The sequence below is a fragment of the Gordonia sp. ALPHA1B1 genome (assembly GCF_005502615.1).
GTDB lineage: Bacteria > Actinomycetota > Actinomycetes > Mycobacteriales > Mycobacteriaceae > Gordonia > Gordonia hongkongensis.
Map to the genome: position 1 here is coordinate 139,815 of NZ_SCOC01000010.1, position 13,767 is coordinate 153,581.

Here is a 13,767-nt window from a genome sequence, read left to right on the forward strand (position 1 = left end):
GGGCCCCAGTTGCTCGAGGTTCACCCGGGGAATCTAGCAGCCCCCGACGCCGATCTGCCCGGTCAGGAGAGCGACTCCGCGCTCCCGTCGGTGGGCTCGGCCAGTTCCCTCTCGATGAGCTGTTCGGCGACCTTGGCCAGCGGCGTGTTGGTGTCCTGGGACAGGCGTCGGAGCAGAGCGAAGGCGGCGACCGCATCGATGCGGAAGCGGTACATGATCATGCCCTTGGCCTGACCGATGATGTCCCGGCTGGCCAACGCACTGCGGAAGTGTTGTTGCTGCCGCGCGGCACGCAATGCCAGGGCGGCGTGGGTCGCGAACAACAGGCCGACTTCCAGGGACTCGTCGCCGAAGGCGTCGGGCGTATCGGCGAACATGTTGAGCGCGCCGATGGTCCCCTTGTCGGTGAACAGCTTGAACGACAGGCTGGACCGCAGCGGACTCTCGTCGAGGATGCGAGCGGAGAAGGCGGGGAATCGCTCGTCGCGGGCGATGTCGTTCACGAGCACGGTGTGGTGATCCCAGGCCGCCTGCAGGCACGGACCCTCACCCGTTTCCTTCTGGATTCGGTCGGCCAGGTTCATCAGCGGGTCGGTGGGCGCCAGCGTGTCGAAGTTGTTCTTCTGATCGACCACGAGAACGCCGGCGTACTGCGCACCGGGGACGTACTCGACGGCACCGGCGGTGACCGAGGGCAGCACCTCGGCCGACGTGTCCTCCGTGGACTCGGGAACGGCATGCATCTGCCGCGCCAGCTCGGCGATCTTGAAATGGACGTCTGTTGCCACCGGCACTCAACCTCGATTCGATGCGCCGGATCAGCCCGGCGAACCCCGTGATTCTACAAACCTCTCATACGTTCAACCCGGTTGTTCGTGCCGAACCGACTCTCGGATGGCCCTGGATCGGCTCAATCTTTGGGACGATCAGGCCCTTATCCCCGCGCGAGGTGATCTCTACCATTGGCCTGGTGATCAAACGGTTCAGTGTCTCCGTCCTCTGTGTCATCGCGGCGATCACGGGGGCGGTGGCCGTCGGCACGCCCACGGCGCAGGCCGCACCATCGTGCTCCGACGTCGAGGTCGTGTTCGCACGCGGAACCGTGGAGACCTCTCCGCCGCTGGGCCTCACCGGGATCTCCTTCGTCGAGGCCGTTCGCTCGCAGCTGCCGGGCAAGTCCGTCAGCGCCTACGGCGTCAAGTACCCGGCCAGCGACCAGTTCAACAACCGGCTGAAGTTCGCGCGCACGGTGGCCGACGGCGTCCGCACCACCCAGAACCGCATCAAGTACCTGGCCGCGAAGTGCCCGGACACCAAGGTCGTCCTCGGCGGCTACTCCCAGGGCGCCGTCGTCGCCGGCTACGCCGTCCACGCCGGGCTGGACCTGCCCGCCCGGTACGCCGCCTACGACCGGTTCGTGCCGCCGCCGCTGCCGGCGAACATGGCGCGCAACGTCGCCGCGATCGTGCTCTACGGCGCGCCGTCGGATCGCTTCATCGACGACATCGGCGCTCCCCCGGTCAAGGTGGCCGCACCGTACCGCAGCCGCACCGTTCGCTACTGCATCCCCGGCGACACCATCTGCGACGGCGCGCCGGTCGGCGGCCCGAATGCCCTGCACGTGCTCTACTCGGTCAACGGCATGACGCTCGAGGGCGCCCGGTACGCGGCCCGGCGGGTCTGAGCTCGGTTCAGAAGTCCGGCGCAGGCACGACTTTCGCGAAGGTCCTGCTGGCGTCGGACTTCTCCGCTTCGTAGACGAGAGCCAGTTCGGCGCGCTCGAAGTTCTGGAACCACTCGTCCCAGGTGATGTGCTCGAGGTCGCCGTCGACCGCACCGTCGAAGTCGATGCGGAGCATTCCTGTTCCGCCGACGCTCCGGATGTCGCGAACGCGGGCGGGCACACCCCGGTGGGTGGTCGCCCACTCTCGGATCTCGTCGTGATCGCGCGTCGTCCTGCAGTGAGACCCCATCGGTCGTCTCCTATCGTGCCGCACCGAAACCCACCATTGGGCATCGCGGTCCGTGGACCGCCCTGTCCTTGTCTCGGCGTCCGGGCGTCCGACGTCAACCGCTGATCGGTGCGCTGTTCATACCCAGGACAGGCTCTCGTCAACCCTGCGTGACCCGGGATGTCAGGGCGCGGCTCGGAGCGAGACGGTGAGATCGAAATGGTCGAAGGCGCGTGGCATCTCGACGTCGCCGCCGCGCACACGTGGCGCGAGCACGTTGTCGTCGAGTTCGTGATCCCGGCAGATCGCCGCCAGCACCGCCGTGCTGAACATCAGGACCACGTTGCGTCCCGGGCATTCGCCCGGGCCATCGCTGAAGGGGACGACACCGGCGAGTCTCTGCGCTCGACCGTCGGTCCAGGCCTCGGGGGTGAAACGCTGGGCGAAGTCCATCGCGTCGTCGTCGCGCTGGAAGAACTCCGCGATCACGATCGTGGTCGCACCCTCGGAGACCGCGCCGCCGTCCCACGGGACATCCCTGCTCGCCTGGCGCAGGATGGCGAGGGTCGTCGGCCACAAGCGAAGCGATTCCAAAACGGTCGCACGGAGTGTCGGCAGCAGGCGCGCCTCGCCGGGATCCCCGTCGGCGATCTCGCTCCGCGCCGCCGCAGCGGTCGCGGGGTGGGCGGCCAACAGCGCGAGCGATCGGTGGACGGCCACCGCGACCGCGTCGAATGCGAACAGCCAGTGCGGGATCTGGCCGGTCGGGTCCAGCGAGCCCGGACTGTCCAGTGCGTCCCTCGTGACCCCGGCGAGCGAGTCGTCGGGCGCGGAGGCCACCAGGTGGTCGAGACGCCGCCGGAAGTTGTTGTAGGTGGTGGACCGGTACGGGAAGACCGGGCCCCAGTTGGCATCCCGACGCAGCGCAGTCAGCAGGTCGGTCACCTTCTCGTCGTCACGGGCCGCGTCACCGAAGACGAAACGGCGCACCATGCGCCAGTGCGCGACGGCGTATGCATCCCAGGTCAGACGGCCGTCGGTGAGGGTGGGGAGCAGCTCCGCGATCTCGGATTCAACGATCTGTCCGCATCGTCGGTGCAGGGAGTGCACGTCGGAGGAGGTCTGCAGCGCCAGTTCGTTCAGTTCACGACGGGCCCGGCGATGCCGGTTGTCCGAGATCAACACGCCCGTCGGCTGGAAGCGCGACAGCGCCGCGACCTTCTCCTTGGACGCCGGGGTGAACGGGTCGGGCGTGCCGTCGAGGGTCGCGGTCACCGCCGGAGGTCGCAACGCGAGCACCATCGAACGCGGGAAGGTGAGTGCCAGCGCGTCGGCGTCGTCGTATCTGGACCGCAGACCGTTCAGCACCCGCGCCGCGCGACCGTGGGTGTCCAATCGCCCACCGAGGCGGACCATCGACTTGCGCCGCGCCACAACACCTTCGGCGATCACCGGGGCGAGCACACCGGCCAGGATGCGGCCGGTGTCGAGGAGTCCTGCTCGCGCCAGCCGCGGCGTCGTGGTCGCCTGGCCTGCGCTTTCCTGCACGTCATCATCGGGTCCCCGTGACATCTACGACGGCTCTCCTCACCATAGCGGATTCACGCCGGGCGGACCGCGGCGTCGGCTGCCCCCGGTCTACCCGTCGACCGTGCTGACCAAACCGTCGTCTGTGCGTCCCGGACTCTCAGGACGAGCCGCGGTCGCCGGCGGTGTCGAGCGAGGCGTCGAGGCGATGGAAGCCGTCCCGGAGGTAGACCGTCCCGTCCTCGACGGTCTCCACGTCGTCCCATGGGATGAGCACGGTGCCGCGGTGCAACCACGCGAAGAACCGGTTCAGCGCCCATGGCCGAACGACCCCCTGGCGTTCGTACCCGAGGAAGGACACGCGATTCCGGCGGTTGACGAGCAACCCGACCAGCCTCAGTGCGTCGTCCTCCACCTCGAAGCGCAGGTCGATCACGTGGCCGACGTGATCGCCGTCCGATCCTCGGACGGTGCAGCTCAACAGGTCGCTGGCAATCATCGCTTCCCGCTCCCGGGGATGCGCGCGACGATGTGATCCCGGCACCATCGTTCCGGCCACGCGAGTTCGAGTTCCTCCTGCGCGTCGTCGATCGCGACGCGCACATCGATGTCGCGCACGCGGTCGAAGGGGATGCGGTCGAGTTCGCTGATGTGCGGGCCGCCGCCGATGAGTCGGTAGAAGAGCGCGCGGCCGGTGAGCAGGGCGGAGACCCGCGGCGGACCATCCTCCGGCATCTCGATCTCGACGTCGTCGACGACGCCGAGCGGCACCCCATCCCGATCATGGATCTGCCTGTCCAGCAGATGGAGTCGGAGATCGATCGTGGCCCGGCGCGACAACCCGCGGTCGTCGTCCCGCGCACTCACCGCCCCGCCCCCGTCACGATCAGCAGTGGTATCGCAGCCACCGAGGCGACCACGATGATGCCCAGGTAGATGGTTCCGAAGAAGTTCATCACTCGCCCGTTCACTCTGTCTCCCATGTATTCTCGATCATTCGCCACCACGAGGATCGGTAGATAGGTCAACGGCAGGGCGACCGCGGAGAACACGACCGAATACTCGGTGACCATGATCGGATCGACGCCGGTCAGCAGGATCAGCACTCCCCCGAGGAGGAACACGATGATCACGAGGTGGAACCGTGCCGCTTGGAACGGCTTCTTGGCTGCGCCCCAGGGCCATCCGGCGTACTGGGCGATGGAGTAGCCGGTCGACAGCGCCGTCTCGAGGGCCGCGCCGGTCGTCGCCGCGACCAGCCCGATGATCGCGAAGGCGAGCGCAAGCTGTCCGCCGGCCTGCGCCACGGGTAAGACGACCTGCGACAGCGAGTCCACCGAGATGTCGGCGGGCATCAGGTAGAGCGCTGCGGCGCCGGCTATCGCGATCGAACCAAGGCCGCCGAGGGGGAATCCGACCAGCACATTCCATCGCTCTCGGGCGAGATCCTTACGCCGCCAACCCTCCTCGATACCGCCCGAGGAGAAGAAGAAGACCTCGTACGGTGTCATCGCCGCACCGAACAGCGCGATGGCGTAGTACCAGTAGGTGGGTACCGACTCCTGTGACGGGATCGAGGGCGCCGTCATCTGACTCCACACCTCACCCCAGGGCGGTTGCAACAGGAAGAAGACCACGCCGAACACGGCCAGGCACAGGCCGAGCAGGCCGGTCACGTTCTCCATGATCTTGAAGTTGGCCCGCCACAGGATTATCCACACACCGAACGCGGCGACCGGCACCCACAGCAGCGGCGCGACCCCGCTGGCCAGTTGCAGCGCCAGTGCGATTCCGCCGATCTCGGCGGTGAGGGTGAGTCCGGTGACGAACAGCGAGGCGACGAGGTTGGCCGCACCCATCCGCGGGCCGAGTCGTTCCCGGATGATCTCGAAGGTACTGCGTCCGCTCACCGCGGCGACCCGCCCGGACATCTCGGCGAACAGACAGATGCCGATGACGCCGACCACGACGACCCACACCAGGCTGAAACCGAATCGCGAGCCGACCACCGCGTTGGTGACGATGTCGCCGATGTCGAGGAAGCCGCCGATGGCGGTCAGGATGCCGAGCGCGACGCCGAAGATCGTCTTCACCGGTTCATCCCCTCCCGCCGGCTGCGGAACGGGGGTCGTCGACGATCCGCTGCAGCCGCTCGCCGACCTTGCTCAACGCGTCGAGCGACTCGGCGACCCGCGGGTCCTCGCGGTCGAGCAGCGTCACCGAGCGGGCGGAGACGAGAACCCGGGTGGCCTCGCCCATGGCGTCCTCGACGCCCGCCCGCATCGGTTCATCGGCCACGTTGTCGATGTCGAGGTTGACGACCGCCCCGTAGGCGGACAGTGACTGCTCGATGAGGTCGTCGAAGAGGACGCGCACATACTGTCGCGGTGCGCGGTCCTCGGTCCACAGGCGCAGCCCCTCCTCGCCGGAGGCGACCGAGCTCACCACGTCGCCGGACGAATGCGACAGTTCGGCCGTCACGCCGCCGGGTTGCCGGGCGCACCCGACGAGGAGGAGCAGACACAGTCCGCACGCGAGAACCGCGCGCAGCGTGGTCGATCCGGCCGTCAGCCCGGTCGGCAGCAGCATCACCGTCCCCTTCTGTCGTGTCCTGGCGTCGAGGCGGTCCGCGTCCGCCACAGGCCGCCTCGTGGAATAGCCCGCGGGACAGCGAGCGAAACCGGCACCGGTCATGCGCAATCCACTGGTCGGCGATGCCCCCGAGCGCGGATTTGGCCCGTCGGGGCGGTTCCTCAGCCCGCGAGCAGCGCGACGATGGCCCTTGCCAGGCCACGTCGGGCCAACTGCTGATCCTGGAAGGTGCCGAGCTGCTTCTCCGACACCAGGCCCCGCATGGCCCCGGGCAGGAACGCCGCGACCTCACGTACCCGCTCCGGATCGACGTCGAGGTCGGCGAAAGCGCGCTGGCACGAATCGATCCACGACGGCCCCCACGACGCGAACTCGGCGGCGGTCTTGGGGAACATCCGACGCAACTCGTCCGGATCGCGCGGCAGGGCCGCCCGCAGGGTCTCGATCGCACGGGATTCGGGCGCGGTCAGTCCGTCGTACATGAGGTCGACGATGGCCGCGACCCGCTCCGCCAGCGGCGCATCGGGTTTCACACTCATCGGGAGGTCGCCGCGGTGCTCCGCGGTCCGATGCAGCACCGCCGCCCACAGACCGTCGATGTCGTCGAATTGATACTTGACCGCGCCCCACGTCGCGCCGATGTCCTTGGCGATCCGGTTGCCCGACACGGAGGCGGGGTCGCCGGTGGCCAACGAGGCGAGCGCGGCGTCGAGCATCGCCTCGCGCGTCGCCTGGCCGCGCCTGTTCACCCGCCGGGTGACGCTGCCCGTAGCACCGTGGGGGGATTCGTCGTCCGCGGCGCGGACATCGGAGGCGCGGGATTCGCCGGGAACCATGGCTGCCGATCGTAGCCGCTGCCGACAGCGGTCATGGCGTAGCGGCGATGCGCTGACCGGCGCGATGTTTGGCGATCGTTCGCTCGGCTACCCGTCCGTCGGGTCGATCGCGACGAAGTGCGGACGACCAACGTCCGACCAGGCAGCCGGCCCGTTCGGACACAACCCGACATTTGGCACAAACCGTTATCCGAAGCGGTAGATACAGACGGTAAGAGTTTGTATCATTGTGCAGCCGATGTGACACAAGTCACCGGTGGTCCGAGGGGGACGACATGAATGCAGCGACCGGCATCGGAGCCGCCCGCCACGCCCTGTCCGGCCTGCTGCCGGCCGAGGCGCGTCGCCGACTCCGCAACCGCGTCTACGTGGACACGCTGTTCAACAGCCGCGAACCCGAACGGACCTCATGGGCGGTGACCGACGACGGCGCGCGGTTGCGCGTCGTCCACCACGGACCGGCGGACGCTCCCGTACTCGTTCTCGTGCATGGTTGGTCGTGCTGTGTCGAGTACTGGAATCCACAGATCAATGCGCTGGCCGAGCGCTACCACGTCATCGCCTACGACCAGCGCGGCCACGGCGAGAGCACCTGGGGCCGTCGCACGTTCGACACCGACGTCCTGGCCGATGACCTGTCCACCGTGGTCTCCCAGACGCTCCCGGAAGCGTCCACAGCCGTGTTCGTCGGACACAGCATGGGCGGCATCACCCTGCAGGCCTGGGCTCACCGGCATCGCGATCAGGCCCAGTCGCGAGCCACCGCAATGGTTCTCGCCAACACCACCTGGGGCGGGGTCGCCACCGAGAGCCGGGTGCTGCCGCTCGTCAACGGCCCGATCAAGGCGCCGCTGTGGCTGCTGCAGATGGCGCTGTCCATACCGGTTCCGTTCCCGGGAGATCGGTTCACGCGGAGCGTCATCCGGCATCGCATCCTGAACGGCCGATCGGCGACCGTCGATCACGCCGCGTTCGTCCTCGCGATGACCCGCTCGTGCTCGCCCAGCTCCCGCGCGAAGTCCGCCGTGGCCCTTCTCCAGTTGGCGATGGGACCCGCCGGCGCCGACGCCATCACCGTGCCGACCACGGTCATCGGCGGGCGGCACGACCTCCTTCTCCCGCACGCGATGACCCAGCGCATCGCGCATGCCCTGTCGGTTCGCGGCTACCTCGATCGCCTGGTCGTCCTCGACACCGGTCACGCGTCGAACATCGAGGCCGCCGAGGACTTCACGGCCGAGATCCATCGGGTCATGCATTCCGCGTCACCGAGTCCGGAGCTCGCCGAAACCGCCAGCTGACCAGGCACGCCCTTTTTCATAGAGCCCTCTTGCATTCTCGTCGCGCGGGACCTACGGTTGCCGCATGGCGAGAACGCCGCTGTCGATGACACCCACCGGTTGGTTCCAGGTCGCCTGGTGCTCGGAGATCCCGGTCGGGGCGGTCCACACGATGAAGTACTTTGGGCGCGAGATGGTCGCCTGGCGGTCGCGGTCGGGCCAGGTGTCCGTATTCGACGCCTATTGCGAGCACCTCGGCGCCCATCTCGGTCACGGCGGCCACGTCGAGGGCGAGAACCTGGTCTGCCCGTTCCACGGCTGGGAGTGGAATCGCGAGGGGCGCAACGTCTGCATCCCGTACGAGAAACATCCCAATCGTGGGCGACGAATCCGCAGCTATCCGGTCGTCGAGCGCAACGAGGCCGTCTGGATCTGGCACGACGTCGAGGGTCGCCCACCGCATTTCGACGTTCCCGACATCTTCGGCGACTTCGACGACGATCGCACCGCCGCCGACTACTACCCGCCGGTGCCCGCGGCCACCCTCTTCCGGCCGGGACTCGAGATCCACCCGCAGTACATCATGGAGAACGGCGTCGACTTCGCCCACTTCAAGTTCGTCCACAAGACACCGTTCATGCCCGAGTTCACCCGGCACGACTTCGACGGGCCGGTGTCGCATGTCGACTTCACCATCGCCTTCGAGGAGGGCGCAACACTCGAGAACGCCACCAGCGGAGTCGAATCCATCAACGCCGGGCTGGGTTGTTCGGTCACCAAGAGCTGGGGCATGGTCGACAACCGCACGATGCCGGCGGTCACCCCGGTCGACGAGCACACCTCCGACGTCCGGTTCACCGTGTGGATCGGCCGCAAGCCGGGCGAGGAAACCGGCGAGATCACCCGCTACGGGACCGTGATGGCCGACCTCGTCATCGAGCAGTTCGCCGCCGACATCGACATCTGGGCACACCAGCGCTACTCCGATCCACCCGCACTGTCCCGCAGAGAGTTCGAGGGCTTCACCGCACTTCGCAAGTGGGCGCGGCAGTTCTACCCCGACGGCGGACCCGACGATGCCGATCCGTCGTCGTCGAGTGGAGCGGTGCTGCCACAAGGCGATGACTTCGTCCGCATCCGCCGTTCCGAGCTCGAGGCGCTACGCGCCGCCACGCAGTCCTGACATACGTTCAGCCCGAGAGGATCTGTCATGACCACCACCGAACGAATCCGGGTCTTCCAGGTCGCCACCGGCAATCTGGGCACCGAGATGATCGGGCGCATCCAGTCGCATCCCGACCTCGAACTGGTTGGGCTGCATTGTTATACGCCCGACAAGATCGGTCGCGACGCCGGTGAGATCGTCGGCCTCGACCCGGTCGGGGTGACGGCCACCGGCACGGTCGAGGAGATCGTCGCCGCCCGTCCGGATGTCCTCACCTTCCACGGCGTCTTCCCCGACGAGGACCTCTACGTCCAGGTTCTCGAGGCCGGGATCAACGTAGTGACCACGGCGGACTGGATCACCGGATTCCATCGCGACATCAATCACCCGCACCACTCCGGACGCAAGGTCAGCGAGGTGATCGCCGAGGCCTGCGAGCGCGGCGGCGCAACCTTCTACGGCACCGGTATGAACCCCGGTCTGGCGCAGATCCTCGGGATCGTGCACACCGCCGACGTCGCCGACATCGAGAACGTCACGGTGATCGAATCCGTCGACGTCTCCTGCCACCATTCCGTCGACACCTGGAAGGCGGTCGGATACGGCCTGCCCGTCGACGACCCCAGCATCCCCGATTCGCTGTACAAGTACACCGCGGTGTTCGCGGACTCGGTCTACCTGATGGCCGACGCCTTCGATCTCGGACTCGACGAGGTGACCTTCTCCTACGAACTGGGCGCCTGCACCAAGGACGTCGACCTCGGCTGGTATCAGCTCCCGGAGGGTTCGCTGGGCGGCAGCTACATCAAATACCAGGGCATGGTCGACGGTGTGGCGCGCGTCGAATCCCACCTCGAATGGCAGATGACACCGCACACCGATCCGTCGTGGAACATCCAGGCCTGCTACATCACCCAGGTCACCGGCGACCCGAACATCTACTCCAAGCACATGATTTTCCCGCGTAAGGGCTTCGACCTCAGCAAGCCGGAGAACTTCGCATCCATCGGCATGACCGTCACCGGACTCCCGGCCCTCAACTCGATCCGGTCCGTCGTGGCGGCACCTCCGGGCATCGTGACGAGTGCCGACCTCCCGCTGCGATCATTCGCCGGGCGGTTCGCGATCTGATGAGAGGTGTTGCGACCCTTCGTGGCTCGTCGCTAGCGCTCCTCGCACCTCAGGGAGCAAGAATAATGGTCGCTTCGCTCCTCGCACCTCAGGGAGCAATGGGGGTCGGTTCAAGCTCTGACGAGAGGTCAGCCGAGGTCGATGGTCACCCCGGTGAGTTCGGCACCGATGTCCCACAACCGCGCCGCGACGTCGCGGTCCTTCGCCTTCGCCGACGGCTCAACCAGCACCGGAGGGCCGGCGAGCCCGAAACCGCCCACCGGACCGTAGTATTCGCCGCCCTGCGCCTTCGGGTCGGTGCCGGCGCGGAGGACCGACAACGCCCCGTCGGGCGGGTCCATGATGAATCGGTCGGTGAGCCATCGCAGCGAGGACGCGTGATAGGCCCACTGCAGGAACCGGCTCTGCTCGCGCATCACGCCGGTGCGGGTTCCGCCCGGGTGCGCGGCGAGCGAGATCGCCGGCGCCTCCGCGCTTCTCATCCGACGATCGAGTTCGAGCGCGAACAGCATCTGGGCGAGCTTCGCCCGCGAGTAGGCACCGGCACTGGTGAACGCACGGTCCATCGGGAGGTCCGTGAAGTCGATGTTCCCGGCTCGGTGCGCGTGACTGCCGACGGTGACCACCCGCCCGGCGTCGGCTGCCAGGATCAGATCCATCAGCCGGCCGGTGAGTGCGTAATGACCGAGATAGTTGGTCCCGAAGTCCATCTCGAACCCGTCCGGGGTGAGTTCGTGCCGCGCCCGCATGACTCCGGCATTGTTCACCAGCAGATCGACGGTCGCGTGCCGGCGTCGGATCTCCTCGGCCGCGGATCGCACGGAATCCAGACTCGCCAGATCGAGATCGACGATCTCCACCTCGGCGCCCGGAACCTTCGCGACGATGTCGTCGCGGGCCTCCGCAGACGTTTGAGAATTGCGGCACGCCAGCACGACGCGAGCGCCCAGAGTCGCCAGCCCGAGCGCGATCTCGCGCCCGATCCCCGAGTTCGCCCCGGTCACCACCGCGACCCGTCCGGTTTGCGGAGGCGCGTCGGCCAACGTCCACCCCGACTTCACATCTGCCCCCTCCGGCACCGGCTCGAACGACGATGTTGTTCGTATCACATGGCGCCGGAGGGAGCGAGAGTCAGGCGCTCACGGCCTCCGGGGTGGCGCTGCTGAATTGTCCGGCGGGCGCGAAGCGGGCGAGGACCTCGTCGTGCGGCTCTTCGGCCACCGCGGCGATGAAGCCCTCCACGTCCTCGCGGGTCCGCAGACCGAGCAGCGGATTCGGTTCGGAGAGGAGACCGAACAGGGCCGACGCGATGGCGGGACTGACGGCGGCAGCCGGAAACGACAACTCCAGGTGGGTCGCGTAGTCGGGGTCGCCCAGGTAGAGGCGGGTGACCTCGACGGCAGCCCGTCCGCGTCGCTCCCAATGCTTCTCGAATTCCGCCGACAGCCATTCGGCGGTGAACTCGCCCTCGTGGCCGCGAGCGGCCTTCACCAGTTCGGCGACCTGGATCAGCGAGTTCTGCGCACCCTGCCCCGCAACCGGGTCGACGGCGATCGCGGTGTCACCGATCGCCGCTACCGGATGCCCGCCCGCGGTGGTGGCGACAGCCTGCCGCACGGTCGGGGTGACCGCACCCTTGAGCCACGACACCGGATCGGACTCGATGACCTGCAACCGGTCGATGACCGGCGCATCCTCCGGGAAGTATTCGGCGAAAATGCCGGAGATGGTCTGCCGGGCCGAGACCGCGTCGTGGACGTCATCGATCCGGGCGGCCCACGCCCCGTCGGGCTTGGCGAAGACGATGAACGACCACGTCGGGCCGGCGTCCTTGTGCAGGAACGGTCCGACGAAGATCTCACCGTTCTGCGCATCCAGGTTGAACAGCGAGTGGTCGCCGCCCGCGCTGCTGCGGTAGGCGAAGGACTCCGGGCCGTGGTCGACGCCGGTCAGGGTGACCTGCAGCAGACGACGCTGCGGTTCCCGGTAATGCGTGCGCGACTCGTCGACCGGGAACAGCGTCGACAGTCCGCCCTTGCCGGTGGCGACGAGAGTGATGTCGGCGTCGGCGGCGATCGCGTCGAGACGGTCGAGGCCGACGTGTCCGACCTCGAATCGGCCGCCGCGGTCCAAGAACCGGGCGAGCCGGTCGTCGGCGCGGAGGCGGAGGTCGACGGCCTGGGCGACGTAGCCGTAGTCCGGGTTGAACTCGAGAACCGCGGCGCGCTCGTCGCCGCTGCCGGAGTACAACCGGGCGCTGATGCCGGTGGTGTTGCTGACCTCGTACAGGTCCTCGATGATCTCGGCATCCCACTCGCGGGACTTGCCGAACAGGACACCGACACCGGTCGGCGGCACCTTGTCGCGCAACGACTCGCGGTCCCGGTCGCTGTAGAGCGTGACGTCGAACCCGGCGTCGAGGAAGCCGAGGGCGGCGCTGGTCCCGGCCAGCCCGGCCCCGATGATCGCGACCGATCGTCGTGCTGTCATGAATGGATCTCCCCTGGTTGTCGGCGTGGAATGACTGCTCGACAGCGTGCCGGGGCGATCGGTGTGGCTGAAGGGTTAGACGCACCGAGAACGAATCGGCGCGTCGGCGCCGGCTCGGGTGGGGACGCTATGCGTCGTCGCGAACCCGGCGGTACCGCTCGTAGATCACCTGTCCGCCGTAGGTCCGGGTCTCGGCGAGCGACAGCCGGATCGTGTCGGCGACCGGCGGCAGCAACGGGGTACCGCCACCGACGATGACCGGGTAGCGGAAGATGCGGAACTCGTCGACGAATCCGAGTTCGATTGCCTGCCGGGCCAAGTCGGCGCCGCCGATCTCCACGTCGCCGTCGGTCGAGTCCAGCACCGCGGTGAGCTCGTCGGCCAGCGATCCCTGCGCCAACCGCGCGTTGCCCTCGACCGACGTGAGGGTGCGGCTGAAGACCACCTTGGGCAGCGCCGACCAGAGGTCGGCGAACGCGGCATCCGCGTCGTTCTCACGCATCCGCGGGTCGGTCTCCCAAACCAGCATCGTCTCGTAGAGCCGGCGGCCGCACACGAACGCGCCGAGCTCGCCGACCCGTTCGGTGTGGAACGCGAACAGATCGTCAGAGGGGACCGACCAGTTGAAGTTGCCGTCGCGGTCGGAGATGAAGCCGTCCACCGAGACGCCCATCGACAAGAGCAGCATGCGGGGATGTTACGACGCCTCGCCGACACAGTCGCGGACTCCGACGCAGCAGGTGAATCCACGAGTCTGCTGTGAGGTCCGACGACACCCCGCTCGTGCCAGGCTT

The 13,767-nt window shown here is 67.7% G+C and carries 15 protein-coding genes; 4 read left to right on the forward strand and 11 right to left on the reverse strand.

The annotated features are described in order from the left end of the window. Positions 1-62 precede the first annotated feature (62 nt). Entirely contained in the window at positions 63-788 is a 726-nt protein-coding gene (locus FFS52_RS09565) for a GAF and ANTAR domain-containing protein (protein ID WP_137809529.1), read from the reverse strand. Positions 789-961: 173 nt separating this feature from the next. Between FFS52_RS09565 and FFS52_RS09570 the strand changes: the two genes are divergently transcribed. Beyond that, a complete protein-coding gene (locus FFS52_RS09570) occupies positions 962-1,684 on the forward strand; it encodes a cutinase family protein (RefSeq protein ID WP_078114030.1) in 723 nt (240 codons plus the stop codon). Positions 1,685-1,691: 7 nt separating this feature from the next. Here FFS52_RS09570 and FFS52_RS09575 read toward each other — a convergent pair whose 3' ends face one another. From FFS52_RS09575 to FFS52_RS09605, 7 genes are all read right to left on the reverse strand, one after another. Then, positions 1,692-1,973, reverse strand: coding sequence for a hypothetical protein (locus FFS52_RS09575; protein WP_065632445.1), 282 nt, complete (start codon positions 1,971-1,973; stop codon positions 1,692-1,694). Positions 1,974-2,135: 162 nt separating this feature from the next. Beyond that, on the reverse strand, positions 2,136-3,524 hold the full coding sequence (locus tag FFS52_RS09580; protein ID WP_083207492.1) for a cytochrome P450: 1,389 nt from the start codon (positions 3,522-3,524) through the stop codon (positions 2,136-2,138). Positions 3,525-3,639: 115 nt separating this feature from the next. Then, positions 3,640-3,978, reverse strand: coding sequence for a PRC-barrel domain-containing protein (locus FFS52_RS09585; protein ID WP_065632444.1), 339 nt, complete (start codon positions 3,976-3,978; stop codon positions 3,640-3,642). Continuing rightward, positions 3,975-4,346: a hypothetical protein gene (locus FFS52_RS09590; protein WP_065632443.1), complete on the reverse strand. Its 372-nt coding sequence runs from the start codon at positions 4,344-4,346 to the stop codon at positions 3,975-3,977. The genes FFS52_RS09585 and FFS52_RS09590 overlap by 4 nt, the downstream gene beginning before the upstream one ends. Continuing rightward, positions 4,343-5,572: an Nramp family divalent metal transporter gene (locus FFS52_RS09595; RefSeq protein ID WP_137809530.1), complete on the reverse strand. Its 1,230-nt coding sequence runs from the start codon at positions 5,570-5,572 to the stop codon at positions 4,343-4,345. The genes FFS52_RS09590 and FFS52_RS09595 overlap by 4 nt, the downstream gene beginning before the upstream one ends. Positions 5,573-5,576: 4 nt before the next feature. Beyond that, positions 5,577-6,119: a hypothetical protein gene (locus FFS52_RS09600; RefSeq protein ID WP_137809531.1), complete on the reverse strand. Its 543-nt coding sequence runs from the start codon at positions 6,117-6,119 to the stop codon at positions 5,577-5,579. A 113-nt stretch (positions 6,120-6,232) separates the two neighbouring features. Beyond that, positions 6,233-6,787: a TetR/AcrR family transcriptional regulator gene (locus FFS52_RS09605; protein ID WP_223258919.1), complete on the reverse strand. Its 555-nt coding sequence runs from the start codon at positions 6,785-6,787 to the stop codon at positions 6,233-6,235. 395 nt (positions 6,788-7,182) lie between these two features. Here FFS52_RS09605 and FFS52_RS09610 point away from each other — a divergent pair, with 395 nt between their 5' ends. The 3 genes from FFS52_RS09610 (at position 7,183) to FFS52_RS09620 (ending at position 10,483) form a co-directional block, all read left to right on the forward strand. Continuing rightward, the gene (locus FFS52_RS09610) at positions 7,183-8,208 is read left to right on the forward strand and encodes an alpha/beta hydrolase (RefSeq protein WP_137809532.1); all 1,026 of its coding nucleotides are present in this window, start codon (positions 7,183-7,185) and stop codon (positions 8,206-8,208) included. Positions 8,209-8,272: 64 nt separating this feature from the next. Next, positions 8,273-9,370, forward strand: a complete 1,098-nt coding sequence (locus tag FFS52_RS09615; protein ID WP_137809533.1) for a Rieske 2Fe-2S domain-containing protein — start codon at positions 8,273-8,275, stop codon at positions 9,368-9,370. Positions 9,371-9,397: 27 nt separating this feature from the next. Further along, positions 9,398-10,483: a dihydrodipicolinate reductase gene (locus tag FFS52_RS09620; protein ID WP_137809534.1), complete on the forward strand. Its 1,086-nt coding sequence runs from the start codon at positions 9,398-9,400 to the stop codon at positions 10,481-10,483. A 128-nt stretch (positions 10,484-10,611) separates the two neighbouring features. On the opposite strand, the gene FFS52_RS09625 is transcribed toward FFS52_RS09620, so the two are convergent. The 3 genes from FFS52_RS09625 to FFS52_RS09635 all read right to left on the reverse strand — a co-directional run bounded on the left by FFS52_RS09625 (position 10,612) and on the right by FFS52_RS09635 (position 13,661). Next, positions 10,612-11,544: an oxidoreductase gene (locus FFS52_RS09625; RefSeq protein WP_137809535.1), complete on the reverse strand. Its 933-nt coding sequence runs from the start codon at positions 11,542-11,544 to the stop codon at positions 10,612-10,614. Positions 11,545-11,614: 70 nt separating this feature from the next. Beyond that, positions 11,615-12,973 (reverse strand): styrene monooxygenase/indole monooxygenase family protein, encoded by a 1,359-nt coding sequence (locus FFS52_RS09630; RefSeq protein ID WP_137809536.1) that lies wholly within the window; start codon positions 12,971-12,973, stop codon positions 11,615-11,617. Positions 12,974-13,100: 127 nt separating this feature from the next. Next, positions 13,101-13,661, reverse strand: a complete 561-nt coding sequence (locus tag FFS52_RS09635) for a dihydrofolate reductase family protein (RefSeq protein ID WP_058249646.1) — start codon at positions 13,659-13,661, stop codon at positions 13,101-13,103. Positions 13,662-13,767 lie beyond the last annotated feature (106 nt).